This is a genomic window from Agrobacterium sp. LR_9, from assembly GCF_041954855.1.
In the GTDB taxonomy this organism is placed as follows: Bacteria; Pseudomonadota; Alphaproteobacteria; order Rhizobiales; family Rhizobiaceae; genus Agrobacterium; species Agrobacterium leguminum.
Window position 1 is genome coordinate 41,795 of sequence record NZ_JAVAYA010000002.1, and the last position, 26,803, is coordinate 68,597.

Annotated in this window: 29 protein-coding genes; 12 read left to right on the forward strand and 17 right to left on the reverse strand. The window is 59.8% G+C overall.

The window, feature by feature from the left end; all coding sequences use genetic code 11:
* The 5 genes from pyrH to RAC79_RS02605 form a co-directional block, all read right to left on the reverse strand.
* Positions 1-723 carry a UMP kinase gene (gene pyrH, locus RAC79_RS02585; RefSeq protein WP_003502561.1) on the reverse strand — a complete coding sequence of 241 codons (723 nt, stop codon included), beginning with the start codon at positions 721-723 and terminating at the stop codon, positions 1-3.
* 97 nt (positions 724-820) lie between these two features.
* Positions 821-1,747, reverse strand: a complete 927-nt coding sequence (gene tsf / locus RAC79_RS02590; RefSeq protein WP_003521408.1) for a translation elongation factor Ts — start codon at positions 1,745-1,747, stop codon at positions 821-823.
* Positions 1,748-2,105: 358 nt separating this feature from the next.
* A complete protein-coding gene (gene rpsB, locus RAC79_RS02595; RefSeq protein ID WP_003496241.1) occupies positions 2,106-2,873 on the reverse strand; it encodes a 30S ribosomal protein S2 in 768 nt (255 codons plus the stop codon).
* Between the two features lie 6 nt (positions 2,874-2,879).
* On the reverse strand, positions 2,880-3,005 hold the full coding sequence (locus RAC79_RS02600) for a hypothetical protein (RefSeq protein WP_003512833.1): 126 nt from the start codon (positions 3,003-3,005) through the stop codon (positions 2,880-2,882).
* A 60-nt stretch (positions 3,006-3,065) separates the two neighbouring features.
* Positions 3,066-3,908, reverse strand: a complete 843-nt coding sequence (locus tag RAC79_RS02605; protein ID WP_003521409.1) for a cell envelope integrity EipB family protein — start codon at positions 3,906-3,908, stop codon at positions 3,066-3,068.
* Between the two features lie 116 nt (positions 3,909-4,024).
* Between RAC79_RS02605 and RAC79_RS02610 the strand changes: the two genes are divergently transcribed.
* The 4 genes from RAC79_RS02610 to RAC79_RS02625 are packed head-to-tail and all read left to right on the forward strand — an operon-like array spanning position 4,025 to position 6,876.
* Entirely contained in the window at positions 4,025-4,495 is a 471-nt protein-coding gene (locus RAC79_RS02610) for a RidA family protein (RefSeq protein WP_065653929.1), read from the forward strand.
* Complete coding sequence (locus tag RAC79_RS02615; protein ID WP_174039108.1) at positions 4,492-5,232, forward strand: glycerophosphodiester phosphodiesterase; 741 nt, start codon at positions 4,492-4,494, stop codon at positions 5,230-5,232. Before RAC79_RS02610 ends, RAC79_RS02615 begins: the two co-directional genes overlap by 4 nt.
* A complete protein-coding gene (locus RAC79_RS02620) occupies positions 5,229-6,422 on the forward strand; it encodes a GNAT family N-acetyltransferase (RefSeq protein ID WP_174039107.1) in 1,194 nt (397 codons plus the stop codon). The genes RAC79_RS02615 and RAC79_RS02620 overlap by 4 nt, the downstream gene beginning before the upstream one ends.
* Positions 6,423-6,444: 22 nt before the next feature.
* Positions 6,445-6,876: an HIT family protein gene (locus RAC79_RS02625; protein ID WP_174039106.1), complete on the forward strand. Its 432-nt coding sequence runs from the start codon at positions 6,445-6,447 to the stop codon at positions 6,874-6,876.
* A gap of 219 nt (positions 6,877-7,095) precedes the next feature.
* Here the strand turns inward: RAC79_RS02625 and RAC79_RS02630 are convergent, their stop codons facing one another.
* Complete coding sequence (locus tag RAC79_RS02630; protein ID WP_174039105.1) at positions 7,096-7,947, reverse strand: DUF1989 domain-containing protein; 852 nt, start codon at positions 7,945-7,947, stop codon at positions 7,096-7,098.
* A gap of 110 nt (positions 7,948-8,057) precedes the next feature.
* Between RAC79_RS02630 and RAC79_RS02635 the strand changes: the two genes are divergently transcribed.
* Positions 8,058-8,948 (forward strand): LysR family transcriptional regulator, encoded by an 891-nt coding sequence (locus RAC79_RS02635; RefSeq protein ID WP_174039104.1) that lies wholly within the window; start codon positions 8,058-8,060, stop codon positions 8,946-8,948.
* Here the strand turns inward: RAC79_RS02635 and RAC79_RS02640 are convergent.
* The 6 genes from RAC79_RS02640 to cckA form a co-directional block, all read right to left on the reverse strand.
* The gene (locus tag RAC79_RS02640) at positions 8,927-9,874 is read right to left on the reverse strand and encodes a phosphatase PAP2 family protein (protein ID WP_174039103.1); all 948 of its coding nucleotides are present in this window, start codon (positions 9,872-9,874) and stop codon (positions 8,927-8,929) included. The genes RAC79_RS02635 and RAC79_RS02640 overlap by 22 nt on opposite strands.
* A gap of 70 nt (positions 9,875-9,944) precedes the next feature.
* Entirely contained in the window at positions 9,945-10,289 is a 345-nt protein-coding gene (locus RAC79_RS02645; RefSeq protein ID WP_161987961.1) for an AzlD domain-containing protein, read from the reverse strand.
* Complete coding sequence (locus RAC79_RS02650) at positions 10,286-11,044, reverse strand: AzlC family ABC transporter permease (protein ID WP_174044241.1); 759 nt, start codon at positions 11,042-11,044, stop codon at positions 10,286-10,288. The genes RAC79_RS02645 and RAC79_RS02650 overlap by 4 nt, the downstream gene beginning before the upstream one ends.
* A 169-nt stretch (positions 11,045-11,213) precedes the next feature.
* Positions 11,214-13,727, reverse strand: a complete 2,514-nt coding sequence (gene clpA / locus RAC79_RS02655) for an ATP-dependent Clp protease ATP-binding subunit ClpA (RefSeq protein WP_174039101.1) — start codon at positions 13,725-13,727, stop codon at positions 11,214-11,216.
* A 10-nt stretch (positions 13,728-13,737) separates the two neighbouring features.
* Positions 13,738-14,094, reverse strand: a complete 357-nt coding sequence (gene clpS, locus RAC79_RS02660; RefSeq protein WP_003521420.1) for an ATP-dependent Clp protease adapter ClpS — start codon at positions 14,092-14,094, stop codon at positions 13,738-13,740.
* A 282-nt stretch (positions 14,095-14,376) separates the two neighbouring features.
* Entirely contained in the window at positions 14,377-16,962 is a 2,586-nt protein-coding gene (gene cckA, locus RAC79_RS02665; RefSeq protein ID WP_174039100.1) for a cell cycle histidine kinase CckA, read from the reverse strand.
* Between the two features lie 214 nt (positions 16,963-17,176).
* On the opposite strand from cckA, the gene RAC79_RS02670 reads away from it, so the two are divergent.
* Both RAC79_RS02670 and RAC79_RS02675 read left to right on the forward strand, forming a co-directional pair.
* The gene (locus RAC79_RS02670) at positions 17,177-17,470 is read left to right on the forward strand and encodes a hypothetical protein (RefSeq protein WP_174039099.1); all 294 of its coding nucleotides are present in this window, start codon (positions 17,177-17,179) and stop codon (positions 17,468-17,470) included.
* A 180-nt stretch (positions 17,471-17,650) separates the two neighbouring features.
* Complete coding sequence (locus tag RAC79_RS02675; protein ID WP_174039098.1) at positions 17,651-18,901, forward strand: flagellar biosynthetic protein FliO; 1,251 nt, start codon at positions 17,651-17,653, stop codon at positions 18,899-18,901.
* A 109-nt stretch (positions 18,902-19,010) separates the two neighbouring features.
* Here the strand turns inward: RAC79_RS02675 and dksA are convergent, their stop codons facing one another.
* Positions 19,011-19,430 carry an RNA polymerase-binding protein DksA gene (gene dksA / locus RAC79_RS02680; RefSeq protein ID WP_003496274.1) on the reverse strand — a complete coding sequence of 140 codons (420 nt, stop codon included), beginning with the start codon at positions 19,428-19,430 and terminating at the stop codon, positions 19,011-19,013.
* A 302-nt stretch (positions 19,431-19,732) separates the two neighbouring features.
* Here dksA and RAC79_RS02685 point away from each other — a divergent pair, with 302 nt between their 5' ends.
* The 4 genes from RAC79_RS02685 (at position 19,733) to RAC79_RS02700 (ending at position 23,583) form a co-directional block, all read left to right on the forward strand.
* Entirely contained in the window at positions 19,733-20,209 is a 477-nt protein-coding gene (locus RAC79_RS02685) for a histidine phosphatase family protein (protein WP_059753198.1), read from the forward strand.
* 129 nt (positions 20,210-20,338) lie between these two features.
* On the forward strand, positions 20,339-21,817 hold the full coding sequence (locus RAC79_RS02690; protein WP_174039097.1) for a YcjX family protein: 1,479 nt from the start codon (positions 20,339-20,341) through the stop codon (positions 21,815-21,817).
* On the forward strand, positions 21,814-22,893 hold the full coding sequence (locus tag RAC79_RS02695; RefSeq protein WP_174039096.1) for a YcjF family protein: 1,080 nt from the start codon (positions 21,814-21,816) through the stop codon (positions 22,891-22,893). The genes RAC79_RS02690 and RAC79_RS02695 overlap by 4 nt, the downstream gene beginning before the upstream one ends.
* A gap of 129 nt (positions 22,894-23,022) precedes the next feature.
* Positions 23,023-23,583: a hypothetical protein gene (locus RAC79_RS02700; protein ID WP_003521427.1), complete on the forward strand. Its 561-nt coding sequence runs from the start codon at positions 23,023-23,025 to the stop codon at positions 23,581-23,583.
* 14 nt (positions 23,584-23,597) lie between these two features.
* Here the strand turns inward: RAC79_RS02700 and folK are convergent, their stop codons facing one another.
* The 3 genes from folK to folP form a co-directional block, all read right to left on the reverse strand.
* Positions 23,598-24,113 carry a 2-amino-4-hydroxy-6-hydroxymethyldihydropteridine diphosphokinase gene (gene folK / locus RAC79_RS02705; protein WP_174035955.1) on the reverse strand — a complete coding sequence of 172 codons (516 nt, stop codon included), beginning with the start codon at positions 24,111-24,113 and terminating at the stop codon, positions 23,598-23,600.
* Positions 24,114-24,117: 4 nt separating this feature from the next.
* The gene (gene folB / locus RAC79_RS02710; protein WP_003502532.1) at positions 24,118-24,483 is read right to left on the reverse strand and encodes a dihydroneopterin aldolase; all 366 of its coding nucleotides are present in this window, start codon (positions 24,481-24,483) and stop codon (positions 24,118-24,120) included.
* Positions 24,484-24,561: 78 nt separating this feature from the next.
* Complete coding sequence (gene folP / locus RAC79_RS02715; protein WP_174039095.1) at positions 24,562-25,347, reverse strand: dihydropteroate synthase; 786 nt, start codon at positions 25,345-25,347, stop codon at positions 24,562-24,564.
* A gap of 179 nt (positions 25,348-25,526) precedes the next feature.
* Here folP and RAC79_RS02720 point away from each other — a divergent pair, with 179 nt between their 5' ends.
* Complete coding sequence (locus tag RAC79_RS02720; protein WP_174039094.1) at positions 25,527-26,153, forward strand: DUF922 domain-containing Zn-dependent protease; 627 nt, start codon at positions 25,527-25,529, stop codon at positions 26,151-26,153.
* Positions 26,154-26,456: 303 nt separating this feature from the next.
* Here the strand turns inward: RAC79_RS02720 and RAC79_RS02725 are convergent, their stop codons facing one another.
* Positions 26,457-26,777, reverse strand: coding sequence for a 2Fe-2S iron-sulfur cluster-binding protein (locus RAC79_RS02725; RefSeq protein ID WP_003502527.1), 321 nt, complete (start codon positions 26,775-26,777; stop codon positions 26,457-26,459).
* Between the last annotated feature and the right edge of the window lie 26 nt (positions 26,778-26,803).

A 26,803-nucleotide genomic window follows, 5' to 3' on the forward strand; every position in this document is an offset into this window, starting at 1 on the left:
TTATTTGTCGTGCACGATGGTCTTGCGGCCGCCGCCGGTCAATATCTGCGCAAAACCGCCCTTCTCGTGGATCGAGAAAACAATAATCGGAATGTGGTTTTCGCGGGCAAGCGCAACGGCGGCGATATCCATGACCGCCAGGCCCTTGCCGAGCACTTCGCTATGGGTCAATTCGTCGAAACGGGTCGCCGTCGGGTCCTTCTTCGGGTCGGCGGAATAGATGCCATCCACCTGCGTGCCCTTGAAGATCGCTTCTGCGCCCATTTCCGCAGCGCGCAAGGCTGCGGCAGAATCAGTGGTGAAGAAGGGGTTGCCCGTACCGCCAGCGAAGATCACCACACGCCCCTGCGCGAGATGATGGAGCGCCGCGCGCTGCGAGAAGCTCTCACAGATTTCAGGCATGGCGATTGCGGAGAGAACGACGGTGTCGATGCTGAGCTTTCGCAGCGAGGTCGCGAGCGCCAGCGCGTTGATGACGGTCGCCAGCATACCCATATGGTCGCCGGTCACGCGGTCGCCGCCCTTGGAGGCCACGGCAACGCCGCGGAAAATATTGCCGCCGCCGACGACAACGCCGACTTCGACGCCCATCGCCCTCGCCTCGGCGATATCGGAAGCGATGCGATCAGCCACCGCCACATCGATACCGAAACCCTGATCGCCCATGAGGGCTTCGCCGGAAGCCTTGAGAAGAACGCGTTTGTAGATCGGCTTGGAAGACATCATGACTCCTCGGAAATGTAACCGAAACGCGGATACACGAAGGGCACCGCGTTGTCACGCGATGCCCTCCCGTTTTCCCAAGATTGGGTAAATATAATCAGCCCTTGGCGACGGCTGCGACTTCGGCTGCGAAATCGCTTTCTTCCTTCTCGACGCCATCGCCGAGCAGCAGGCGAACCATGCCCGTCACTTCGATGGAAGCACCGGCTTCCTTTTCGGCTTCCTTGACAGCAGCGCCGACAGTCAGGTCCGGGTTGATGACGAAAGCCTGCGACAGAAGGGCGACTTCTTCGAAGAACTTGCGCATACGGCCATCGACCATCTTTTCGATGATGGCTTCCGGCTTGCCGGATTCGCGGGCCTGTTCGATGAAGACGTTGCGCTCGCGCTCGGCAACGGCGGCGTCGACTTCTTCAGCGCGGATGGCGAGCGGGTTGGTCGCAGCGATGTGCATGGCAACCTGACGGCCGATGGAGTTCAGAACGGCCTTGTCGCCTTCCGACTTCAGGGCAACGAGAACGCCGAGCTTGCCGATGCCGTCGCCGGCAGCATTGTGGATGTAGGTCGCAACAACACCGTGCGGAACTTCGAGCGCTGCCGAGCGGCGGAGCGTCATGTTCTCACCGATGGTGGCAATCGCGTCCTTGATGCTGTCGGCAACGGACTTGCCGGTTGCCGGATAGGTAGCAGCGGAAACAGCGTCAACGGTGCCGTTGGTGGTGAGGGCAACCTGGGCGATACCGCGGATGAGATCCTGGAACGCATCGTTACGGGCAACGAAGTCGGTTTCGGAGTTCAGCTCAACGACGACAGCCTTGTGACCCATGGTAGCGACGCCGACCAGACCTTCGGCAGCCGTGCGGCCGGACTTCTTGTCGGCCTTTGCGATGCCCTTGGCGCGCAGCCAGTCGATCGCCGCTTCCATGTCGCCATTGGTCTCAGCAAGAGCCTTCTTGCAGTCCATCATGCCTGCGCCAGACTTTTCGCGCAGTTCCTTCACCATTGCGGCTGTGATTTCGGTCATTGTGTGCCTCTTATCGGTTCGATCGGTCAGCCGGCGGAATTTGCCGTGCCGAAGTTCTGGGTGATGACTGTACCCGGCCGCACACCCTTTGAAACCGAAGAGGATTTCAGGAAAGGGGCATGCGCATTCCCAAGTGCTGCGGCGTCTCCATGCATCGAGATGATGGGTGCCGCTGAAGTATGACAGCGTTATGAAGACTGCCTTCCGTTTCAACCGCATCGGACGCCAGCGATTTCATAAAAACGTGGCGGAGCGCTTTAAACGAACAAGGCCGTCAACCCATTGAAGGTCTTTGACGGCCTTGTCATATCCTGGTCGAGGAGACGGCGACCGAGATCGCCGCCAGACAGGGCCTATATCAGGCGCCAGCCTCGTCTTCGAGAGCGGGCTCGATCGGAGCTTCTTCCGAAGCGCCGATGTCGCGACCGGAAGCGCCCTGCTGACGGGCAATACCGTCGATGGCAGCGCGGGCGATCAGGTCGCAGTAAAGCGAGATGGCGCGCGACGCATCGTCGTTACCCGGGATCGGGTAGTCGATGTGGTCCGGATCGCAGTTGCTGTCGATGATAGCAACGACCGGAATGCCAAGACGCTTGGCTTCTTCGATCGCGATCTTTTCCTTATTGGTGTCGATGATGAACATCAGGTCCGGAACGCCGCCCATATCGCGGATACCGCCGAGAGCCTTTTCAAGCTTTTCGCGTTCGCGCTCGAGGTTCAGGCGTTCCTTCTTGGAGTAGCCGGAAGCTTCCGAGTTCAGGATCTCGTCGACCTTGCGCAGGCGCTGGATCGAGTTGGAGATGGTCTTCCAGTTGGTCATCATGCCGCCGAGCCAGCGGGAGTTGACGTAGTACTGGGCCGAACGCTTTGCGCTGTCGGCGATGATTTCCGACGCCTGGCGCTTGGTGCCAACGAACAGAACGCGGCCGCCACGGGCAACGGTGTCGGACACGACCTGAAGGGCGCGCGACAGCATCGGGACGGTCTGAGCCAGGTCGATGATGTGGATGTTGTTACGGTCGCCGAAGATGTACGGCTTCATCTTCGGGTTCCAGCGGTGCGTCTGGTGGCCGAAGTGAACACCAGCTTCCAGAAGCTGGCGCATAGAAAAATCGGGCAATGCCATGCCTTGTTACTCCTTTTCCGGTTTAACCCCCGCGAAACGAACAGCGCCGATTTTCATCGACACCACCGGGCGGAACGGACCGGATTTCTCCCGGAACATCCCAAGCTTCGCGTGTGGAATGGTGAGCCGCATACAGTCGCCCGCACGAAAATGCAAGCATTTATGCGAAAAAACAGCAGAAACAGCCGCGTTTCAGCGGACAGGCTTGTTTTCGCAGGTTTCGGGCTTGAGAATATCGAGCTTCGCAAGCTTTCCCGTCAGAACGAAATCGCCGTAATCCATCGTCAGATCGCGGGTGATTCCGTTTTCGTAAAGCTTGAACGACATACGGTAGATCGGCAAAGCGTCGGTGCCGGTCTTGTCGTTGTAATAGGCGATCGTTACCGGCCAGAATGCCGCCTTGGCGAATTCGCCCGCCTTGCCGGCGTCGGCATCGCCATCCTTCGGCATCTGCGACTTGCCGACGAGCGTGGAGGTGATCAGGCTTTCATCGCCATCGTCCGAACCGTCGAATATCCGGGATTCGAAGATGCGCTTTCCCTGTTTCGCATGTTCGATGACCTGAAACATGTGCTGCGTCGGGAATTCGCTGGCGACGAGACTGACCTGGCGGGCATCCGGGCGGGTCAGATCGACCTTCACGCCATCGGTACCGTCGGTCGCGGCGCCCTGCACTTCCTTGTCCAGCTTGTCGTCGGTGTAGGACTTGGTCTCAAAGGTGAATTTCTTGGCCGTCAGATCCTCGAAGGTCGTGGTCTGCTGGTCGGTCATGCGCACGGCATCGCCGGTGTTGATCTGCGTCACGAAACGGAAATCCGTCTTGTAGCCCTGACAGGCCGAGCCCGTGAATTCATAGACCATGCGGCCCGTCATGCCCTCGATGCCGGATCGATCGGACGCATCCTTGAGTTCGAGATCGTAGACGGCGCGGTGGGCGACGAGATCGGGAACCGTGACCGGCAAGGCATTGGCAGCGTTCGACAGGCCGGTCATAAGCCCTGTTGCGGCAACGAAACCAAGCGTCCTGACAAACATGCAATATCTCCTGTTGGACTCGCCGCTCATATTGTACAAGCAACCGCCCGGCTTTTGGATCAACATCTTCTGAATGCCGGATTCTTGAAGGATTTACAACAAAACCGGAGACGAAAATGTCGGACGTCATCGAAGGCCGCCTCAAGGAACTTGGCTTTACGCTCCCCGTAGCCGCAGCACCAGCCGCAAACTACGTTCCATTCACCATCAGCGGCAATCTGCTTTATGTATCGGGTCAACTGCCGATGGAATCGGGCAAGATTGCGGTGACGGGCCTCGTTGGCCGCGATGTCGACGTGCCAGGCGCCCAGCGCGCGGCCGAATTATGCGCCGTCAACATTCTCGCACAGGTCAAGGCCGCTTTGAATGGCGATCTCTCGAAAATCCGCCGTGTCGTCAAGCTGAATGGCTTTGTTGCGTCGGTTCCGGAGTTCGTGGAACAGCACCTCGTCATCAACGGTGCTTCCAACCTCATTGCCAATGTTCTCGGTGAGCCCGGCAAACACGCCCGCGCCGCCGTCGGCATGGCCTGCCTGCCCTTCAATGCCGCCGTCGAAATAGACGCCATCGTGGAAATCGACGTATGACGCTGAAACTCTCCTGGCTGACAGCTCAGCCCGTCGCCCATCGCGGTTATCACGATCTCAATAAGGCGGTCTGGGAAAATACGCTTTCCGCCTTTTCCCGCGCCATCGAAGCCGGTTTCGCCATCGAATGCGACGTGCAGCTGGCAGCCGACAGTGTGCCGGTGATTTTTCACGACGACGACATGGCCCGCCTGACCAGCATCAAGGGCGATGTGCGCGAACGCACATCCGCCGAGCTGTCGCTTCTTGCCGTCGGCCAGACCGGGGACCGGGTCCCTACCCTCAAGCAGCTTCTCACGCTCTGCGCCGGCAAGGTGCCGCTGGTCATTGAGCTGAAAGGCCGCGCCGGTGAAGGCGTCGACGACGGTTTTGCCGAGGCGGTGCTGGAAGACCTTGAGGACTACAAGGGCCATGTGGCGCTGATGAGCTTCGACCACCATCTGCTGAAGGATTTGAAGGCGGCCGGCTCGCCCTGGCCGCTGGGCCTGACGGCCGAAGGCGACAAGCCGGAAGACTTCTTCAAACATGACGAAGCGATGCAGCTCGGGCTCGATTTTATCTCCTATCATTGGGGTCATCTGCCCAACAGCTTCATCGAGGCGCAAAGAAAACTTGGCCTTCCGGTGATTACCTGGACGGTCAGGGATGAAAATGCGCGCGAGACTACCTATAAATATGCGGACCAGATGACATTCGAAGGTTTCGACCCGAGAGAGAACCCGTCCGCCACGGCATGACAGAAGACTATTCCATTCGCGTTGCGCAATCCTTCAGGGATATCGATCCGGAAAGCTGGAAACGGCTTTCCGGAACCTCGCGCAATACGTCAGGAAAAATCTACAACCCGTTTATTTCCCATGAATTTTTATCATCCATGGAAGAATCGGGATCGGCGACAGCGAAAACCGGCTGGCTGGGGCACCATCTGCTTCTCGAAAACGCCTCCGGAGCTCTGGTCGGCGCGGTGCCCGCCTATTTGAAGAACCACAGCAAGGGCGAATATGTTTTCGACCACGGCTGGGCGGATGCTTTCGAGCGGGCCGGCGGGCATTATTATCCGAAACTGCAATGCTCGGTCCCTTTCACGCCGGCAACCGGACCACGGTTGCTCGTCTGCGAAAACGAGGACGAGACACGTTTCAAAACGCTCCTGGCCTCCGGTCTCGCGCAGGTGACGGAAAAGATCGGCGTCTCGTCGACACATGTCACTTTTCTGGAAGAGAACGATCTCTCCACTCTTCTGCCCCGCGATTTCCTGCACAGGACCGACCAGCAGTTCCACTTCATCAATAACGGCTATCGCAACCACGATGATTTTCTTGACGCCCTTTCCTCGCGCAAGCGCAAGGGCCTGAAAAAGGAACGCCGCGCCGCACTCGAAAACGGCATCGAGATCGACTGGCTGACGGGAAGCGACCTGACCGAGGATATCTGGGACCAGTTCTTCGCCTTCTATATGGATACCGGCAGCCGTAAATGGGGCCGGCCCTATCTGACGCGGGAATTTTATTCGCTGATCGGCGAGCGCATGGCCGATGATGTGCTGCTGGTGATGGCGAAACGCGAGGGACGTTATATTGCCGGTGCGATCAATTTCATCGGCTCGGACGCGCTTTATGGCCGCCACTGGGGCTGTATCGAGGATCACCCCTTTCTGCATTTCGAGGTTTGCTATCATCAGGCCATCGATTTCGCGCTTTCCAGGGGACTGAAACGGGTGGAAGCCGGCGCTCAGGGCGAACACAAGCTGGCGCGCGGTTACATGCCCGTCACCACCCACTCGGCGCATTTCATTGTCCATCCGGGCCTGCGCCGCGCCATTGCCGATTATCTTCAGCGCGAGCGCGAGGAAGTCGAGCATATCGGCGATTATCTCGATGAACACACGCCCTTCCGCAAGGGCGAGAGACAGGAACCGGACGTATAGTCCGCCATGAGGAGAGATCACGATGACGGCCAGCGCCTATGACGACAACAATATCTTCGCAAAAATCCTGCGCGGCGAAATTCCGAGCCACAAGCTTTACGAGGACGAGCACACGCTAGCCTTCATGGATGTGATGCCGCAGGCCCCCGGCCATCTGCTGGTCGTTCCGAAAACCGGTTCACGCAACCTGCTCGATGCTGACCCTGAAGTGCTGGCGAGGACCATTCCCGTGGTGCAGAAACTGGCCGTGGCGGCCAAGGAAGCCTTCGATGCCGATGGCGTCTTCATCGCGCAGTTCAACGAGCCGGCGGCTGGCCAGACCGTTTTTCACCTGCATTTCCACGTCATTCCGCGCAAGGAAGGTGAGCCGCTCAAGCCGCATTCCGGCGTGATGGCCGATGGCGAGGTATTGAAAGCCCACGCGGATAAGATAAAGGCCGCGCTTGCTTCGTGATGGCTGCCTCGCATGCGACGTCATCCTCGGCCTTGTGCCACTGCTGTCCGGTTTAAATTTGGTGGACATGGCGCACGGTGTTGATTCTACTCGTATTCGAGCGTTTGGCGACGATCTCGGACACGAAAGAGGAGCAACACCGTGCGCCATGTCCACCAAATTTAAACCGGACAGCAGTGGGCTTGTCCCGAGCATGACGGAGGAAAGGTTTCGGACTGATCATTCCGGAGAACGGTAAGCATTCCTCTCCGGCCATGGCCAGCCCTCAAGCACCGTCATATCGGGCCGGAATATTTCCACCTTCAGCGGATAACAGGCCGCCGTATCGCTCGAATGCGTGGCGCTGCAATCACCGCCCGGGCAGGCGGAAAGCGCGCCGATAAGATCGATCTCGGCAAAAAGCTCCAGATAATCACCAGACCGCACCGGGCTCGCCTTCATGAAATATTGGTGTGTGTCGCGGGTGAAACCCGTGCACATGAAGACGTTGAGGACGTCATGCACATGCGGCTCCGCCTGCCGGAATGACAGGCCCCTGGCGGAGGCCAGCGCATTGGTTAGATTGGAATGGCAGCAATGGTGGTAATCGCCGCCGCTCAGCAGCTTGTTGGTATAGGGATCGCAGCGTGTGCCGATCACGTCATGCACACTGCCGCCGTCTTCGTCGAAGCCATACCATGATAGCGTATCATGCGTGATCGTCGCCATCGGCCGCAGGGACGGCAGGTTGCTCCACAGTCGGTTGCCGATCGAAACATGGGTGGCGTGCAGGGCGCGGGTCTTGCCGCTAAAAAACCGCTCGGTCAGATCATGGGCGTTCCAGAGGTTCAGGTCTCCGACCTGCGGACCTTCAACGCTTACGATGCGAAAGAAGTGCCCCTTTGGCACATGAAAAGTGCGACCGTCACGCGGCGGCACGATGACCTCATCGATCTTTTCCATGCTTCGTTTGGCTTCTTCCAGACGCGCGAGGTCTGGCATCTCAAGCGTCCCGTTCGGATAAACGACAACAGGACGGACGGCGCGACGTGCGGCGGCGTCGACAGGTTCGGCAGCGGGCATGGGGGTCATGAAATCCTCGGGCAATCAAAATCTTGAGGCGAAATTGCGCCATGTGTGCCCGCCTGACAAGACGGGTTTTTCTTGCGCTCAGGCCAAGTCTTACTTACCCTTGAGACACCATGAAATTACCGCCGCTCACCACCCTCCGCGCATTCGAAGCTGCAGCCAGAAGAACGAGTTTTTCTCTGGCTGCGCAGGAACTCGGCATGACGGCAACCGCCGTCAGCCAGCATGTGCGCAACCTCGAGGCCTGGCTCGGTGTGGCGCTGTTCGAGCGGCACGCGCGGGGCGTGAGACTTACTCCAGCCGGAAAGGAATTCGGCACGACGGTTTCGACCGCCCTACGCCAGATCGCTTCTGGCGCCGCCCAGATCCGTCAGAGCCATGACCGCATGACTGTCCGCCTTGCCAGCCTGCCCTCGGTCGTAGCGCATTTTCTGACGCCCCGCCTGCCCCGCTTTCGGGCGCTTTACCCCGATATACAGGTATCCATCAGCTATTCCGGCGCGCATCACGCAATACCGGCCGATCTCATCATAGGACACGGCATCGCCTCTGGGGAAAATGCGGTTGCGCTTTTCAGCGCGGAGACGCGGCCGACATGCGCGCCGGGCTACGTCGCTAAATTCGGTCCTTTCGACAATGTTGACAGCCTGTTACGAGCGGAATTGCTACATGACGACACCGAGGCGGCCTGGCAGAACTGGTTCGCAACGGCCGGCCTCTCCCTGCCAAAAACCACCGGCCCCATCTTTGCGGATTTCAATCTGCTCGTAACCGCCCTCAAGGCCGGGCAAGGTATCGGCCTTTGCCCGACAGCACTTCTTGGTGACGAGATCGCCCATGGTCAATTGACCGTGCTTTCCGACCAGGCGGCCGATACGGACAAATATTACTGGCTGATCGAATCGGAAGAAATGACCGCGCCGGCCTATATCCTATCGGACTGGCTGGTTGCGGAAGCCCACGGCCGCGAAACCCGTGGCAACTACTCCGCCGCGACGATCTGAGCGGGAGAGGTTGCCTCCCCGACCCGTTTCCTTGCCGAATGCCAGTCAAGCAGGCGGGCCGAGGCGGCGCAGACAATGGCAAATGCGACGAGGCCGCCGAATACATCGGAAAGATGATGTCCGCCCTGAACGAGAACGGCCAATAACATCACGAGATTCAGCGGCAAGATTATCGCTATCACCAGCGGGTGTCGTGGCACAAACCTGACGGACATCGCCGCCATGAAGATGTGAAACGAGGGGAATCCTATCAGCCCCAGCACGTTTCTGGGTGTGAGATAACTCACGCCCTCCTGCCCCAACCGCATCAATTCCCGCCCGTAAGCCGGATCGACCGCCAATGGAATTGTCTGCGCAACCCACTGCGGTAGCTCATGATAGGCTTTAGCGCCATAAGTCGGGAAAAATATCCAGAAGGTGATACTGACCATTGCGCCAATCACGCCTGTAACGAGAAAATGGTGCAACACCCTGTCTTTACCGGTGAAACCCAGCGTGATGATGATGAGCAAAAGCTGGGGCAAAGAGGTCGCATAAACCATGAATAGAATTTTGCCGATCCAAGGATATGTGGCCGCCCAGATAACAACATCCGGCCAGCTATACCCAAACATCGCATCGACACGGAAAAGCAGGTGATCGATCGCCGGGAAAGCAACAGGCAGGAACATGTAGTTGAAAACCGAGGCGACGAGCGTGAACAGGATGAACAGCCCGCCCGCAATCAAGGCGGCGGCGATGCGAAGATCACGTCCGCTTTTGCGATAGAATTGTCCGAGAGCGAAAACGCCCGCACCCGCCAGCGCGCATAGAAGATACCCTGCGTAGTCGACTTGAATGCCTTTGGCCGCAATCAATACCGCATCAACAACGAATAATATGGCGATAATGCCAAGTACAAAACGCTCTGCCGCAAAGAGTCGCATTGAATTGCTGCCCCTGTTTCAATCAGCGGCAAAGTAGGGCAACGGCCTTAATATTCGGATAAAGCGTGTACTAGAAACCGAGCGCGAACAACCCACCCGCCAGAAGCAGGATCGGCACAGCCACGCCGACGATGACCCGCTGGCCTGCCATCAGAAAAGCGATGAAACCGAGTGTGGCGGCGCCGATGCGCAGCCACAGGGGGGATGCTTCCAGCGTTCCGGTTGGAAAGACGATCAGCTTGGCGGTGACGGCCATGACGAGTGCGGTGGCGACTGCCCTTACCCAGTGCAGCGCTTCGGAATCCTCCTTCAGGCGGTTACCGGCGAGAACGCCGAGCCAGCGCCAGAGATCGGTCGCCAGCCAGCCGGCAATCGCGATGAAGAGATAAGGCGCCCACCAATGTTCGGTCATCATGGTTCGCTCTCCGGTGAGACGGGTTTTATCCGACGGCGGAACACGAGGCGGTCGATCAGATAGGCCCCCGTGCCCCCGCCTATCCCGGCATAGAGAATATCGAATTCCGGTGCGATGACCGCGAAGGCCGGTCCGGCGATAACACCGATGACGAAGGCGACCTTGACAACGGAATGACGGGCCGAAGCCCAGATCGATGCCACGAAATAGACCGGCGTGAGAAAAAACAGCACGCCGGCGACAAGCGGCGGAAAGGCGGCGACAACGCCGTAACACAGGCCGACGATGATGGCATTGACCACGGTGAGCGTCATGCCGAAACCGGCGAACCAGGCGGCGCGTGCTTCGCGCGGCACCTTGGAAAGATTTTGCGTGGCAAAAACCCAGGCCGTGATTGCGACGAAGTGGGAGAGAAACAGCAAGATCCATGTCGGCGTCTTCGCGCCGCGCATTTCTGGCACGATGGAGGCGACCATCGGCATCATCCGGACCGAGGACAGCGTCACCGCCAGAAAGCAGGCGGCAAGATTGGCGCCGCCGACCATGGAGCCGATCAGGATCATCTTGGCCGGCAGGGCCCAGATCATCAGCGTCATGAACACGGCTTCACCGCGCGCGACACCGGATTCCAGCGCGAAGGCGCTAAAACCGACGAAAGATGTCATCAGAATGAGCGAGGGCAGCGAAAATATGCCCCGCATTCCCCGGAAAAACCAGCCGCTCAGGGGGATGGTATCGCTGTCGGCAGTCTGCATTGCTGACCCACTTGTGCATGTCACCCGAGACTGTGCCGCAGCTTCGGGGTAACGTCATGCATAAACAAAAAATGAAACGCGCCGGAGGTATCAGGGAAAACGCGACGCGCTTCATACATGAAAATGCCGGGCTTTCGCCCGGCATCGGTTTATCGGTCGAAGACCTTGGTCATTTCTTCTTCGGCACTTTCGGCACCGCATTGGTCTTGCGCCGCGGCTTGCCGTCCCCGTCCGACTTGTCGGCCTCGGCAACAAGGACATCCGCCTCTTCATTGGCCTTCGCCGCCTTGGAAGCGGGTTTCGTTTTGGCCTTCGCCTTGCCGGGCGATTTGGCCGCCTTCAGTTCGGCCTCCGGCTGCGGCTTCACGGGTGCCGTCTCCGGCAGGACCTCGAGTATGAGACCATCGGAGCCGTCATCCTTCTTGCCGACGGTGACGCTGACGACGCCGCCCTTCTTGAGCTTGCCAAAGAGGATTTCGTTGGCGAGCGGCTTCTTGATGTTTTCCTGGATCACGCGCGACAGAGGACGGGCGCCCATCTTCTCGTCGTAACCCTTCTCCGCCAGCCAGGAGATCGCATCTTCATGCAGATCGAAAGTGACGTTGCGTTCGGAGAGCTGGGTTTCCAGCTGCATGACGAACTTCTGCACGACCTTGTGGATGACAGCGGTCGGCAGCGGCGAGAACGGAATGATCGCGTCCAGACGGTTGCGGAACTCCGGCGTGAACAGGCGGTTGATTGCCTCTTCATCTTCACCCGTACGGCGCGAAGAACCGAAACCGATGGCGGATTTCGCCATTTCGGATGCACCCGCATTCGTCGTCATGATGAGGATGACGTTGCGGAAGTCGATCTTCTTGCCGTTATGGTCGGTCAGCGAGCCGTGGTCCATCACCTGCAACAGGATGTTGTAGATATCCGGATGCGCCTTTTCGATTTCGTCCAGCAGCACCACGGAATGCGGATGCTGGTCGACTCCGTCGGTCAACAGACCGCCTTGATCGAAGCCGACATAACCGGGAGGTGCGCCGAGCAGGCGCGACACGGTATGACGCTCCATATATTCCGACATGTCGAAGCGCAGCATCTCGACGCCGAGCGAGGCGGCAAGCTGCTTGGCCACTTCCGTCTTGCCCACGCCCGTCGGGCCGGAGAAGACATAGGAGCCAATCGGCTTGTTCGGTTCGCGCAGGCCCGCACGCGCCAGCTTGATGGCCGTGGCAAGCGCCTCGATGGCGATGTCCTGACCATAAACGACCGAGCGCAGTTCCTTTTCAAGGTTGGCGAGAACCATCTCGTCATCCTTGGAGACCGTCTTCGGGGGAATGCGGGCCATCGTCGCGATGGTGGCCTCGATTTCCCGCTCGGTGATCAGCTTGCGGCGCTTGGAGGCCGGCAGCAGCATCTGCGCCGCACCGGTCTCGTCGATCACGTCGATCGCCTTGTCCGGCAGCTTGCGGTCGGAAATGTAGCGGGCCGACAGCTCGACAGCAGCCTTGATCGCCTCGTTGGAATATCTGAGGTGGTGGTAGTCCTCGAAATAGGGCTTCAGCCCCTTCATGATCGCGATGGCGTCATCGATGGACGGCTCGTTGACGTCGATCTTCTGGAAACGGCGCACAAGCGCGCGATCCTTTTCGAAGAATTGCCGATATTCCTTATAGGTGGTCGAGCCGATGCAGCGGATCGCGCCCGAAGACAAAGCAGGCTTCAAGAGGTTCGATGCATCCATCGCGCCACCCGAGGTCGCGCCCGCACCGATGACGGTGTGGATTTCATCGATGAACAGAACCGCGCCCGGATATTCTTCGAGCTCCTTGACGACCTGCTTCAACCGCTCTTCGAAATCGCCGCGATAGCGGGTTCCGGCCAGCAGCGTACCCATGTCGAGCGAGAAGATGGTGTCATTGGCGAGCGCCTCCGGCACCTTGCCTTCGACGATACGCTTGGCGAGACCTTCGGCAATCGCCGTCTTGCCCACGCCCGGATCGCCCACATAAAGCGGGTTGTTCTTGGAGCGGCGGCAGAGGATCTGGATGGTGCGGTTGACCTCGTCGTGGCGGCCGATCAGCGGATCGATCTTGCCGTTTTTCGCCTTTTCATTGAGGTTGATGCAGTAAGCCTTCAGCGCATCCTGCTGCTTCTTGGCGGACGATCCGTCTTCCTCGGGATTGCTGCGGCTCGCCTTGTTTTCGCTTTCCGGTTCATCGGCACCGCGCGGCGTGCGCGTCTGCGACGTGCCGGGGCGCTTACCGATGCCGTGGGAGATGTAGTTGACCGCGTCGTAACGGGTCATCTCCTGCTCCTGCAGGAAATAGGCGGCGTGGCTTTCGCGCTCGGCGAAAATGGCCACAAGCACGTTCGCGCCGGTCACTTCCTCGCGGCCGGACGATTGAACATGGATGACGGCCCGCTGGATAACCCGCTGGAAGCCGGATGTGGGTTTGGAATCCTCGTCATAACCCGTGACGAGGTTCGTCAGTTCATTGTCGACGTAATCGCTGACAGTCTTGCGAAGCGCATCGAGATCGACATTGCAGGCGCCCATGACGGCTGCGGCATCCGCGTCGTCGATCAGCGCCAGAAGGAGATGTTCCAGCGTCGCATATTCGTGGTGACGCTCATTTGCAAAGGTCAGTGCCTGGTGCAGCGCCTTCTCGAGACTTGGGGAAAAAGTTGGCACGTTGCGATCCTCATTTCTTTTCCATGACGCATTGCAGCGGATGCTGGTGCTGTCGGGCGAAATCCATGACCTGGCTTACTTTCGTCTCTGCGACCTCATATGTAAACACCCCGCATTCGCCCACGCCGTGCTGGTGCACGTGCAGCATGATGCGGGTTGCCGCTTCGCGATCCTTCTGGAAAAAACGCTCCAGAATGTGGATGACGAATTCCATGGGAGTGTAGTCGTCATTCAGTAAAAGAACACGGTACAAATTCGGTCTTTTTGTTTTTGGCTTGACGCGGGTGATAACAGACGTTCCGCGGTTGGTGCCGCCGCCGTCTTCCCCTTCGCCCTCGCCCTGCATGTAGATCGGCCTAGCGATCATCTTTCATCATTCTCCAAACCGTTCTCAAACCGACAGTTCTTTGCCAGGAGGGAGAACTTCGCCTCTTCATATCTAGGTCGTTAAGACGCGATTTTAAGCCCCTTGCGAAACGGTGCAATCACTATTGCGTTTGCGAAGAGGCAAACCTCGGGAAAAGTGCGGATATGGAGGCAGCCAGGGCGCAGGAAGACACGGACCCGCAGTAGCGGCGCATTTTTCAGGCCGGATGCAATGGATGCGACAGGTCGCGGCGCAGCCGAATCCGGTTCGCCGCCGCCCGCCTTATTCCTTGTCGTCGAGCATTTCGCGAACGGCGATGGCGAGCTGCTTGAGCGAGAAGGGTTTGGGCAGGAAACCGAACTTGGCGTCGGCCGGCAGGTTCTTTGCGAAAGCATCCTCGGCATACCCCGAAACGAAGATGAATTTCAGGTCCGGATAGGACTTTCGCAGTTCCCTCAGCAGCGACGGACCGTCCATTTCCGGCATCACGACGTCGGAAACGACGATGTCGACCTTGCCTTCCAGTTCCTCCATCACCTCCAGGGCTTCGGTGCCGGACCCGGCCTCGTGCACGGTGTAGCCTCTGGTTTCCAGCATGCGCTTGCCGCCGCGCCGCACCGCTTCCTCGTCCTCCACCAGAAGCACGACGGCGGATTTGCCGGTGAGATCCAACGGCTCTTCCTTCACCGGCTCGGTTGCGATGACCGGAGCAAGCGCGGCCTCGCCGGACTGCCCGTTGCCCTGAACGGCCTCCACCACATGGCGCGGCAGGTAGATGCGGAAGGCGGTTCCCTTGCCAACTTCCGATTCGGGATAGATATAACCGCCCGACTGCTTGACGATGCCATAGACCATCGACAGGCCAAGGCCGGTGCCCTTGCCGACTTCCTTGGTGGTGAAGAAGGGCTCGAAAATCTTGTCCATGATCTCCGGCGGAATACCCGTGCCGTTATCGGCGACTTCCACCATCACCATGTCCTCGGCCGGGAATTCCGGACGGCCAAGCGCTGCGATTTCTTTCGCGTCGACGTTGCGCGTCCTGATGGTGATCTTGCCGCCGTCGGGCATGGCGTCGCGTGCATTGACGCAGAGATTGATGAGCACCTGCTCGAATTGCGACAGATCCGTCTTCACCGGCCACAGATCGCGGCCGTAATCGACCTCCAGCTTGACATTGGTGCCGGAAATAAGCCTGTCCACCAGCATGCGCAGATCGCCGATCACATCCGTCAGGTTGAGGATGGCAGGACGCATGGTCTGCTTGCGCGAGAACGCCAGAAGCTGGCGCACCAGCACGGCCGCGCGGTTGGCGTTGCGCTTGATCTCCATGAGGTCGGCGAAGCTCGGATCGGCAGGCCGCGCCTGTAGCAGCAGGTGGTCCGACGACAGCAGGATGGCGGTAAGAACGTTATTGAAATCGTGGGCGATGCCGCCTGCGAGCGTACCAACGGCATTCATCTTCTGCGTCTGCGCCATCTGGGTCTCAAGCGCCTTCTGCTCGGTCACCTCTATGGCATAGACGATAGCCACCTCTTCCGGCGCCTCGTCGTCCTGATCGATCACGGCGTTGACATAGAAGCGGAAATGCCGGCCCTCATCGCTCGGATGGCGGGAATCGAAGGGCGCGATATCGCCCTGACGGTCCTTGGCTTCGGCCAGCGCCTGCTCGAGTCGTGGTTTTTCATTGTCATGGATGACCGTCTCAAGCGCAACGCCGCGATCGATATCGTCGCGACCGACAACGCCGGAGAACAATTTCAGGAAGGGCGCGTTGATCCGCAGGATGCGGCCTTCGCCGTCGAGCGAGGCAATCGCCATCGGCGTGTTGTTGAAAAAGCGGGTGAAACGCATGGCGGAGGAGGATTCCGTATCCTCCTGCCCCTTTGGGCGCATCAGGACGATGGTGCGGCTCTCGCCGGGCGCGCCATCTTTCGAGGTGACCTGATGCACGAGGCGGGCCGGCATGCTCTGGCCGTTCACCCGTCGCATGTCGAGATCGAGGATTTCAGTGCGCTTCGCCGTGCCCTGCGGGTGCACCGATTCGATCAGCGCCATGCCCTCGCCGGCGACGATATCGGAAACCGTCATAGAACCGGGCGAAAACTGCGCGAGATCGATGCCGAGCCATTCCGACAGGGTAGCGTTCAGATAAACGATCTCGCCCTTGCGCCCGGCGGAAAAGAAACCGGCCGGGGCGTGATCGAGGTAATCGATGGCATTCTGCAATTCGCGGAAGAAGCGCTCCTGATCCTCGCGCTCCGGCGTGATATCGGCGATCTGGAAGACGTGCAGCCCCTCGCCGCCCGCATCCTTCAGCACCCGGCCCTTCAGCCTGTACCAGTGCGGGCCTGCATTGGAATCCTCACCCAGCGGCTTCAGCAGCCGGAACTCTTCGTAACCGTCGCGGCCTTCGCGCAGCACGTTGATGAGCCGGTAAAGCGCTTCGGTCGATTCCCGGCTGCGCGACAGGAGCGTTTCGAGACTCTGGATATCGCTCGCCTTGGTGGTGCCGCTCATCCGGCAATAGGTGGCATTGGCATAGACCATATGCCCCTTGGCGTCGGTGATCAGCGTGCCTTCGGGATGGGCCGAGAGAAAGCGGCGGGCAAGCCCGTCGGATTGCGACTGCGGCATGACCTCGATGAAGCCGATGATCGACGATACCAGAAAGAAGATGCCCATCATGGCCAGCACGCCGAGAATGCCGAGCACGATTTCGTTTTCGAGCGAATCCTTGAAATAGACGAAGGCGGCAGCGGCGGCGATCAGAACCAGCGCCAGAAGCAGAATGCGCAGGACCGTGCCGGAACGGGCGCGCCTGTCCACCAGCGGAAGGTCGTTGTCGCTTGTCTCGCGCACCCGTGTCATCTTGGCCTCGCAGTCGTGCAGGTCGTCATTCGGTCAGCCCCATCTCCCTGACGGAATCGGGCAGTAAAATTTCTTGTAGCAACTCGCTTGACCGGCAAAAAGCTCCGCCAGGACACAAAGGCTTAAAAACGCACAGCGAAAACGGCCTGAAAGGTGTATAAATGCCTTAAAAGACTACGGCCTTGTACAGGTCAGCTCCTTCACCTGACATTGAATGCGCGGCGCGGAACAGACGATCTTGCCGTCAGCGACAGTGCAAACCGAGCATCCGTCCGTGAAGTCGACGCAGGAAGGATTGTCGCGCACGAACTCCGCCATGGTCGCGGCGTTGTCCGGCACCTTGTCTTCGGCCCCGGCTATCGAATACGGAAACGCGAAAAACGGTGGCAACAGCAAAACGACACGCATCAAATGCCGTGCGGAGGAGCCGTTAATGCGCAATGACTGGAACATTCCGGAACGCTCCTTCGGCAAAAGAATTGCAACTTTCACTGTCTTTCAGCATTGAAGGACGAGATATGGCGCTTTGGTGGCGTCGTTACGGTTGAGGCGGCAATCCTGTGGGGCGAAATGAATAAACCTTGTATCGCGCCCAAAAAAATCGTCTTTTCCTGCTTGACGTTCACTTTATAAGAACCACGGCAATATTAATTGCCCAAGAAACGAAAAAGCCAAAAAATCTGAAGGGATGATCTCCATGATGGAAGATTTTATCGGCGCTTATGGAAACCGTCTCATCGTCGCCGTCGTCGGTGTGGGTGTGGCCCTGCTTGTTCTGGCGATTGCGCTGTGGCTTCTGCGCAGGCGCAGCGGTTCTGCCCCTTTCATCCGCGGCGGGCGCAACCGGCAGCCGCGCCTGCAGGTTCTCGATGCAACGGCCGTGGACGCACGCCGCCGTCTGGTGCTGGTGCGCCGTGACAATGTCGAGCATCTCGTCATGATCGGCGGTCCGACGGATATCGTCATCGAAAGCGGTATAGGCGCGATCCCGATTGTCAGGGACGTGCAGGAGCCGGAATTGAAGGCGCTGCCGCGCCAGGAAAGCGAGCAGAAGCGAGCCGAGCCGGGGATCCAGCAGGAACGTCGCCCCGCCCTGCCGCAACAGCAGCCCGTTGCAGCTGCGGCTCCCGTTTCCGTGCCTGAAGAACCCGTCAAGCAAGCACAGCGGCCGGAGCCGCCGGCACCTGTGGCGTCCCCGCGTCCAGCACCCGTTGCGGCGGCCGCCGCTCAGGTTCCGCCACGCCCATCGACCCCGCCGCAACCCGTACCCACGCCTTCTACGGCGCGCGAAACCGCGCCGCCGGCAAGACAGGCGGCACCCGAGCGGGAGATAGCGCGCCCCACGCCGCCGCCAATACCGGTTGCAGCGGCTCCGGTCGCTGCGGTCTTGCCCCTGGCGGCGGCATCGCTCGACATGGCGGCGGCGCGAACGGAACCCAGGCGTGCCGAGCCCGTCGTGCCAGCTCCGGCACCGGTCGCACCGCCGATCCCTGCACAGGCGCCCATAGAGGCAAAGGCGGAAGAACGGACTGCGGAATTCGCTCCGCCGGTCTTTGCCGCGCGCGAGCCGGTGATCGACCAATCCATCGCCGCCGATTTTCTCGACGCCGCACGGGAGCGCGTCCTTCCCGACCTGAAGCCGGGACAAACAACGCCGCCCGCACCTTTCCCGCCCAAGCCTGAAAATCCGGCTGTGGCTTCGAACGACGCCGAGCCGAAATTTTCCGACGAGCTCGCCAGTGATTTCGAAAGCTTCCTTGAGGCGGAGATCGCCAAGAGCAAGGAGGCGGATAACGAACCGTCCATCGCCCCTGTCGCGGAAAAGCAGATCAAGCCGCAGCCAGCTTCCCCGCCTGTCACCGGCGCTTCACCGGATGGAGACATGCAGAAGGAAATGGCGCGTATTTTCGGAGAGCTTTCCGTGACCCGAGACCGCTGACGCGCGCGGGTCTTCCGACAAGAAATTCGAAATAGAATAAGGGCACGGAAACGATTTCCGTGCCCTTATTATTTGTCATGCGATTTGCCGACCTCTCGGCCGCAGCGCCTTACTCGTCGCGATAGACTTTTTCGCGACGCTCGTGGCGCTCCTGCGCCTCGATGGAAAGCGTTGCAATCGGGCGGGCGTCCAGACGCTTGAGGCCGATAGGCTCGCCCGTTTCCTCACAGTAACCGTAAGTGCCGTCTTCGATCCGCTGAAGAGCCGCATCGATCTTGGAAATCAGCTTGCGCTGACGGTCGCGGGCGCGAAGTTCGATCGCCCGGTCCGTTTCGGAAGAAGCCCGATCGGCGAGATCGGGGTGGTTGGCGCTTTCTTCGGCGAGATGTCCGAGGGTCTCGCGCGCTTCTCTCAGGATGTCATTTTTCCAGGCGACCAGCTTCGCGCGGAAGTAAGCCCGCTGGCTGGCATTCATGAACTCATCGTCTTCCGAGAGCACATATTTGCTAAGATCGATCTTCTCACTCAACGCGATTCTCCTCGAAGAACATCTCAATGCGGCGGTGTATACTCCAATGATAGTGGCCGATTCAAGTCTGCAGATCAGTTTTCAGGCATTTTTAAAACTGACACAAAAATCATCTAAATGACTAATTTTTATCCTTTATTCGTATTGAAGCGAACTCTTCTTCAATCACTTCAACGCGACTTACCAACAGGAAAGAGGACTTGCGGTCCTGCAACCCTATCCTATAGCATTCAACCCGTGCCCTGACATTCGAACGCCGGTCCCCGCCCTTGACAGCATCTTCCCCGAGCCGAGTTTATCTTCTGCGCCACGCCAAGGCCGCCTGGGCGGCGCCGGGAGAACGGGATTTCGACCGGGGATTGAACGAAGCGGGTTTTGCCGAGGCGGAGGTCATCGCCGACCTTGCCGCCGACCGGCATTACCGCCCCGATCTGCTTCTGTCATCCACGGCTGCGCGTTGCCGGCAGACCACGCAGGCCTGGCAGCGTGCCTTCAACGAAGGCATAGACATCTTCTACGTCGATGAAATGTATAATGCGCGCAGCGAAACCTATCTCTCCCTCATCGCCGCGCAGGCGCAGGCGCAATCGGTGATGCTGGTGGGCCACAACCCCACCATGGAGGCGACGCTGGAAGCGATGATCGGTGAGGATTTGCTGCATGCCGCCCTGCCCTCGGGTTTTCCGACATCGGGCCTTGCGGTTCTCGACCATGATGACAGCGCCGCAAACGGTAAAAACAGCTGGCGGCTGGTCGATTTTCTCGCGCCGGGCAAATAATCGCTGCGGCCCTTCCTACGAATTTTGCAAAGCCGCCCTGCTGAAAATCCGCTGGAGCGCTTCTTTTTTGGGCAGCCATACCTTCCTATATTGCAGCCGTGACCGTTAAACACAGCCAGGAAACTGCCATTGCCGCCTTCTCTTACGTCCCTGACAGACAGCGCGCTTATCGCATTCGATAATCTGGCCGACCGTGCGAGCAACCTCACCCACCCGACATTGCGGCTTGGCGTCACCGGCCTTTCGCGGGCGGGCAAGACGGTTTTCATCTCTTCCCTCGTCCACAATCTCCTGAACGGCGGCCGGCTGCCGCTGTTCGAGGCGATGCGGTCCGGACGTGTCTCGAATGTGCGGCTGGAGCCGCAGCCGGATGACGCCATTCCGCGTTTTCAATATGAGGATCATATTCAGGCGGTGGTACGCGACCGGCTGTGGCCGGATTCGACACGGGCGATCTCGGAACTCAGGATAACGCTGGATTATCAGAGCGCCAGCGGCTGGGGCCGATGGTTTTCGGCCGGCAAGCTTTCCATCGATATCGTCGATTATCCCGGCGAATGGCTGCTCGACCTGCCGCTTCTGTCGCAGGACTATAAACAGTTCAGCGACGCGACCGTCGCCCTTGCCGGAAGCGGCATCCGCGCCGAACTGGCGCAGGAATGGCTGGCGATCGCCTCTTCGCTCGACATCAACGCACCGGCCGAGGAGATGACGGCTCGACGTCTGGCCGAAAGTTTCGCAGCCTATCTGAAGGCCTGTAAATCCGATGAAAGATCGCTTTCCACCCTGCCGCCCGGCCGCTTTCTGATGCCCGGCGATCTGGAAGGATCGCCCGCGCTGACCTTCGCACCGCTTCCCGGCCTGACGGACGAGAAAGCGCCGAAAGGCTCGCTGCGCGCCATGATGGAACGGCGCTATGACGCCTACAAGTCGATTGTGGTCAAACCCTTCTTCCGCGAGCATTTCGCCCGCCTTGACCGGCAGATCGTTCTGATCGACACGTTGCAGGCGGTCAATCGCGGCCCCGAAGCCGTGCAGGATCTGGAGCGGGCGCTGGGCGATGTGCTTGCCTGTTTCCGCCCCGGCACCAACAGTCTGCTGTCCTCGCTGATCGGCCGGCGTATCGACAAGGTGCTGATCGCCGCCACCAAGGCCGATCACCTGCACCACGAAAGCCACGACCGGCTGGAGCGCCTGACCCGCCGTCTGGTGGACCGCGCCATCACCACCATCGGCATGAATGGCGCCGGCATCGAGGTCATGGCGCTCGCTTCCGTGCGCGCCACCAGAGAGGCGAGCGTGCGACAGGATGGCCACGAGCTGCCCGTTATCGTCGGCACGCCCATGGCCGGTGAAACCATCAATGGCGAGACCTTCGACGGCAATCGCAAGACGGCGATCTTTCCCGGCGATCTGCCCGAGGATCCGGAACCGCTTTTCCGCAGCATCGACAGGGATGGCGACAAGGCGTCGCTGCCGGACGTCAATGTCGTGCGCTTCCGCCCGCCGAATATAGACGAGCCGGGCAGCGGCGGCATCCGCCTTTCCGTTCCCCATATCAGGCTCGACCGCGCCATGCAGTTCCTGTTCGGAGACAAGCTCGCATGAAGCTTCCCACACCCACCGATCCGCAGACACGCCGCCCGGCAGCTTTCACGCTCGAGACCGAGGAGACGGCACGGCCGTCGACGGCGCAGAAACGCGCGCCGCGCAGCTTCGACGCCGAGATTTCGCTGACGCCCGACGAGGACGATCCGTTTCTGGCGCCTGAGGAGATCGATGCCGCCGCGCTGCCGGTGGCGTCTCCGAAGAAAAGCCGCTTCTCCTTCGGCAAACTTGCGCTCGGCGCGCTTGGCGTCCTGTTCTCGCTCGCCTTCGGGCTCTGGGCGGATCAGCTCATCCGCAACCTGTTTTCCCGTTCCGACTGGCTGGGTTACACGGCCACTATCGCTCTTATTGTGGCGCTTTTCGCCGTTCTCGTTCTCGTCGGCCGGGAAGTCTTCGGCATCATGCGGCTTAACGCCGTGCAATCCTTGAAGGCCGATGCCGAGACGGCGAGCCTCGACAAGAGCCCGAAACCCGCACGCGCCATCGTCACCCGCCTGAATGCCGTTCTCTCCCACAGGGCCGAAACGGCCAAGGGGCGTGCGGCGCTGAAGGAAACGGAAAACGATGTGATCGACGGCCCGCATCTGATCGAGCTTGCCGAACGTGAGTTGCTCGTTCCGCTCGACAGGCAGGCCCGCGCCCTCATTCTCAATTCGTCCAAGCGCGTCTCCGTCGTCACCGCCGTCAGCCCGCGCGCGGTGGTCGATCTCGCTTATGTGCTGTTTGAAGTGACGCGGCTGGTGCGCGCCATGGCGGAGCTTTATGGCGGCCGTCCCGGCACACTCGGCATGCTGAAGCTGCTGCGCGATGTCGTCGCCCATCTTGCCGTCACGGGCTCGATCGCCGTTGGCGACGGGCTCGCCCAGCAGGTTCTCGGCCACGGTCTTGCCTCGAAACTCTCGGCGCGACTCGGCGAAGGCGTCATCAACGGCCTGATGACGGCGCGAATCGGCATTGCCGCGATGGATCTGTGCCGTCCGCTGCCGTTCCGGGCGGTGAAGCGGCCGGGGATCGGCGATTTCATGTCCGATCTCACACCCGATTTAAGCGGTGGAAAAACCGGTGAAAAAGCCTGATTGCCCGGGCTTGGGCGGTTCAAAAGGTTACGAACGAAGCCGCAAATGAGAGCAAAATAAACCAAGCATTAACCATTCCGCCGGTAGATTGCAGCCTATCGAACAGGCATCTTCGCCGGGGAAAGTATCATGTATTCGCGCTTCTTTTCGCTTGTGGGCGGGCTTGCCGCCATATTGTCCGTCAGCGGCGGTTTCGGCATGTCTGACGTCCATGCCGCATCGCGCGATCGCGACGACGTGTTCTTCCGCTCCGTGGCCGGTGTGTGGAAAGGCCCGGGCGAAATCGTCGCTGGCAAATACAAGGGCACGAAGTTCACCTGCGATCTGACCGGCGAGCCGCTCGACGACAAGCAGACCGGCATCAAGCTCGGCGGCACCTGCCGCGTCGGCGTCTTCAGCCAGCCCATGTCGGCCGTCATCAGCCAGAAGGGCAACTCTTACGAGGGCAAATTCCTCGACGGTGCTGAAGGCAAGGGGCTGGACATCACCTCCGGACAGGTCAGCGGCGACAAGGTCGTCGTCGGCATCAACCGCGCCAAGCTCAACGGTGCAATGGTCGCCCGCGTCTCGAACGACAATTCGATGAACATTACCATTTCGGTCAAGGTCGCCGACCAGATGATCCCGGTCATCGGCGTGACGCTGGCGCGCGATATCGACCAGCTCGCCGTCGGTTCGATCAAGCCGTAAAAGCCATACTCTTCTCAGCCATCGCCAAGCGGGAGTGTCCACCACTCCCGATTTTCGTTTGCGCTGACAATGCCCGTCTTGTCCGCCTGCTGAAGCCATTCCCGCACGGGCTTGCCTTTTACCTCAAGGTCGGGTGCGATATCGGCAAGCGGCATCAACACGAAAGCGCGCTCCGTCATGCGCGGATGCGGCACTTCGATGCTTTCCGCTACGAGAGATTCATTCCCATAGGTCAGCACATCGATATCGATGGTGCGCGGCCCCCAGCGCTCCGTGCGCACCCGCTTCATACCCTTTTCGATGTCGAGGCATAATTGCAGCAGCCCAGGCGCTGAAAGCGAGGTTTCGACCAAGGCGCAGCAATTGAAAAAATCCGCCTGATCCGTCTTGCCCCAAGGCGGCGTGCGGTAAAGGCCGGACACGGCCAGCAGGCGGCAGTCACCATGCGCATCGAGCTCGCGCAGAGCCCTCGCCATGGCGGCTGCGGGATCGCCGATATTGCCTCCGAGCCCCAAGGCGGCGACGGTCATCTTTTCAGGCACGGTGTTCAACGCTCACCTGCGCATAATCGAGAATGCCCGGAACCGGCGCCGAGGGTTTGCGTACCGTTATCCTGAGCCAGACGATCTGCGGATAACGGGCGCGAAGCGCCTTGGCGATGTCGTTCGCCAGCGCCTCAATGAGATAACGGCGCTGGCCGACGACGATTTTTTCGATGACGGCGAAAGCCACGCCATAATCGACGGTGTTTTCGATATCGTCGGTTTCCAGCGCATCACCCGCCTCGACTTCCATCTCGGCATCGACGAAAAAGCGCTGGCCCAGCACCTCCTCCTGTTCGAGAAGGCCATGACGGGCGAAAAAGGAACAGTTTTTCAGGATGATGGTATAGCGGCTCATCGCATCGCCTCCATGGCAGGACTGTTTCGCCAGAAAGCCGCGCCACATTCCGGACACGGCATTCGGGCACTCGTTGACTTACGCATCGGCCTTTGCCGACGTTTTGGCAAGAACCGCATCGGCGATTGCCAGCGCATCGCGGGTCGCGGCGACATTGTGCACGCGAAAAATCGAAGCGCCGGCAAGCCGCAGTATCGCGGTTGTCGCAGCCGTTCCGATATCCCGTTCATGGGCCGCATCCCGGCCCGTCAGCGACCCGATGAAACGCTTGCGCGACGTACCGGCCAGAACCGGCAGGCCGAAGGCGGCAAGTTCGCCGAAACGCGCCATGAGCGCGACATTTTCGCTCTCGTCCTTGGCGAAACCGAAACCGGGATCGAGCACGACGGCGTCGCGGGCAATACCCGCATCCTCGGCGATCTCCAGCGAGCGATTGAGAAATTCGAACTGGTCGGCGATGACATCCGCAAGCTTCTGCCGGTCGCGGCCGGTATGCATGATGCATACGCCGGCGCGGGTGGCGGCGACCACACCGGCCATTCCCGCGTCCTTCTGCAGGCCGAAGACATCATTGACGATATGTGCGCCCGCCCCGACCGCCAGCCGCGCTGTCGAGGAGCGATAGGTGTCGACGGAAATCAGCACATCCGTCTCGCGGCGCAATTTTTCGATGACGGGCAGCACCCGGTCCTGTTCTTCGGCTTCCGTTACCGCGGCCGCTCCCGGCCGGGTGGATTCGCCGCCGATATCAATGATGTCAGCGCCTTCCTCCACGCAGGTCAGCGCATGGGAAAAAGCCGCATCGACGGCGAGATAACGGCCGCCATCGGAAAAGGAATCGGGCGTTGCATTGACGATGGCCATAATAAGGCCACGCCCATCAAGTTTCAGGGAGCGGCCATGGGCCGCTTGCCACGCGTTGCTGCCGGCTGTTATCACGTAACACGCGCCTTTCGGGAATAACGGAGTGTTATGCCAATTCTTATAAGTTCCGCTCCGCCTATGCAGCAAACCTTTTTCAAGTTCAACCGGAAGGCCGGGTCATGACCAAATCATCACGTGCTCTTTGCGCCGCTTTAGCGGTCGCGGTGGCACTTTCTCTACCCGGATCGGCTTTTTCCGAAACCATCGTCCGCAAGACCTATTCCTATTTTTCGATCAGCGGCAAAACCGCCGCCGACCTCGACCAGCAGCTTTCCAGGCACGGCCCGCTGACGCGCAATACCGGCGCGCGCCATCCAGGCGCCACGGAAATCAAATTCGGCGGCGAGCTCACCTATGTCGAGAAAAACGGCCTTTGCAGCGTCGGAACGGCCAAGGTGGTGTTGAATACCCGCATCCTTCTGCCGCAATGGAAAAACCGCCGCCGCACCACGGCGGAATTGGCGTTCATCTGGGATACGCTGCTTGCCGATATCAAGCGCCACGAGGAGCGCCACGCGGAAATCGCCCGCACCCACGCCCGCTCGCTCGAAAGACAGCTGACGTCGCTTCGCCCGCAGAAAAGCTGCGAGACGCTGCAGGAAATGGTCGGCAAGATCACCCAGACGGTGATGGACGAGCACGACCGCGATCAGATGCGCTTCGATGTGGTGGAATCGAAAAATTTCGATGCCCGCATGACACGGCTTTTGAAGAACCGGCTCGAGCAGGGCCAGAACCGCCGCTGAGCGGTCTTACACCCCATCTCATTCCCTTAACATCAAGCGCGGACATGACGCTACGTCATGCCCGATATCACCCGTGAATTCTCGTGATGGTGCCATCGCCAAGACTCATTGTACGTTCTTCGTACGGTATCGGACCATTCGGCCAAGCGGCTTGAGGGCTCCAGCCGTCTCCGGTTCTCCCGGTGCGCACTTGAGGGCTCGCAGGTGTTTCCTCCCTCGCCTGCATGCTGCGTACCCGCCTCGCCCCGCTCCCCGCTACCAGGTGAGCGGGGCTTTTTCTGCGTTCAGCGATGACGAAAGATGTCAGCCCTGACGTTCGGGAACATGAACGACGAGACCATCGAGCTCGTCGTTCATCTTGATCTGACAGGAAAGGCGCGAGGTGGGGCGCACGTCAAAGGCGAAGTCCAGCATATCTTCTTCCATCGGTTCCGGGCCGCCGACGCGCTCGGCCCAGGCGTCGTCGACATAGACATGACAGGTCGCACAGGCGCAGGCGCCGCCGCATTCGGCATCGATGCCGGGAATGGAGTTGCGCACCGCATTCTCCATGACGGTGGAGCCGTTGCTCACGTCGAGTTCATGGGGCGTGCCATCAAAGGCAACGATGGTCAGTTTTGTCATGCCGGAAATCCAAAATGTGATCTAAG

Bases quoted from the DNA above. Each gene is read 5' to 3' on its own strand.
- RAC79_RS02635 (WP_174039104.1), top strand. From the start codon at position 8,058: ATGAAATTACCGCCGCTCACCACCCTCCGCGCATTCGAAGCTGCAGCC.
- folK (WP_174035955.1), bottom strand. From the start codon at position 24,113: ATGACCGTCGCCGCCTTGGGGCTCGGAGGCAATATCGGCGATCCCGCA.
- RAC79_RS02625 (WP_174039106.1), top strand. From the start codon at position 6,445: ATGACGGCCAGCGCCTATGACGACAACAATATCTTCGCAAAAATCCTG.
- pyrH (WP_003502561.1), bottom strand. From the start codon at position 723: ATGTCTTCCAAGCCGATCTACAAACGCGTTCTTCTCAAGGCTTCCGGC.
- RAC79_RS02720 (WP_174039094.1), top strand. From the start codon at position 25,527: ATGACCAAATCATCACGTGCTCTTTGCGCCGCTTTAGCGGTCGCGGTG.
- RAC79_RS02615 (WP_174039108.1), top strand. From the start codon at position 4,492: ATGACGCTGAAACTCTCCTGGCTGACAGCTCAGCCCGTCGCCCATCGC.
- tsf (WP_003521408.1), bottom strand. From the start codon at position 1,747: ATGACCGAAATCACAGCCGCAATGGTGAAGGAACTGCGCGAAAAGTCT.
- RAC79_RS02670 (WP_174039099.1), top strand. From the start codon at position 17,177: ATGCGCGGCGCGGAACAGACGATCTTGCCGTCAGCGACAGTGCAAACC.
- RAC79_RS02725 (WP_003502527.1), bottom strand. From the start codon at position 26,777: ATGACAAAACTGACCATCGTTGCCTTTGATGGCACGCCCCATGAACTC.
- RAC79_RS02620 (WP_174039107.1), top strand. From the start codon at position 5,229: ATGACAGAAGACTATTCCATTCGCGTTGCGCAATCCTTCAGGGATATC.
- RAC79_RS02610 (WP_065653929.1), top strand. From the start codon at position 4,025: ATGTCGGACGTCATCGAAGGCCGCCTCAAGGAACTTGGCTTTACGCTC.
- RAC79_RS02700 (WP_003521427.1), top strand. From the start codon at position 23,023: ATGTATTCGCGCTTCTTTTCGCTTGTGGGCGGGCTTGCCGCCATATTG.
- RAC79_RS02695 (WP_174039096.1), top strand. From the start codon at position 21,814: ATGAAGCTTCCCACACCCACCGATCCGCAGACACGCCGCCCGGCAGCT.
- folP (WP_174039095.1), bottom strand. From the start codon at position 25,347: ATGGCCATCGTCAATGCAACGCCCGATTCCTTTTCCGATGGCGGCCGT.
- RAC79_RS02605 (WP_003521409.1), bottom strand. From the start codon at position 3,908: ATGTTTGTCAGGACGCTTGGTTTCGTTGCCGCAACAGGGCTTATGACC.
- rpsB (WP_003496241.1), bottom strand. From the start codon at position 2,873: ATGGCATTGCCCGATTTTTCTATGCGCCAGCTTCTGGAAGCTGGTGTT.
- RAC79_RS02640 (WP_174039103.1), bottom strand. From the start codon at position 9,874: ATGCGACTCTTTGCGGCAGAGCGTTTTGTACTTGGCATTATCGCCATA.
- RAC79_RS02630 (WP_174039105.1), bottom strand. From the start codon at position 7,947: ATGACCCCCATGCCCGCTGCCGAACCTGTCGACGCCGCCGCACGTCGC.
- clpS (WP_003521420.1), bottom strand. From the start codon at position 14,094: ATGATCGCTAGGCCGATCTACATGCAGGGCGAGGGCGAAGGGGAAGAC.
- RAC79_RS02600 (WP_003512833.1), bottom strand. From the start codon at position 3,005: ATGCGGCTCACCATTCCACACGCGAAGCTTGGGATGTTCCGGGAGAAA.
- folB (WP_003502532.1), bottom strand. From the start codon at position 24,483: ATGAGCCGCTATACCATCATCCTGAAAAACTGTTCCTTTTTCGCCCGT.
- RAC79_RS02675 (WP_174039098.1), top strand. From the start codon at position 17,651: ATGATCTCCATGATGGAAGATTTTATCGGCGCTTATGGAAACCGTCTC.
- RAC79_RS02645 (WP_161987961.1), bottom strand. From the start codon at position 10,289: ATGATGACCGAACATTGGTGGGCGCCTTATCTCTTCATCGCGATTGCC.
- cckA (WP_174039100.1), bottom strand. From the start codon at position 16,962: ATGACACGGGTGCGCGAGACAAGCGACAACGACCTTCCGCTGGTGGAC.
- RAC79_RS02650 (WP_174044241.1), bottom strand. From the start codon at position 11,044: ATGCAGACTGCCGACAGCGATACCATCCCCCTGAGCGGCTGGTTTTTC.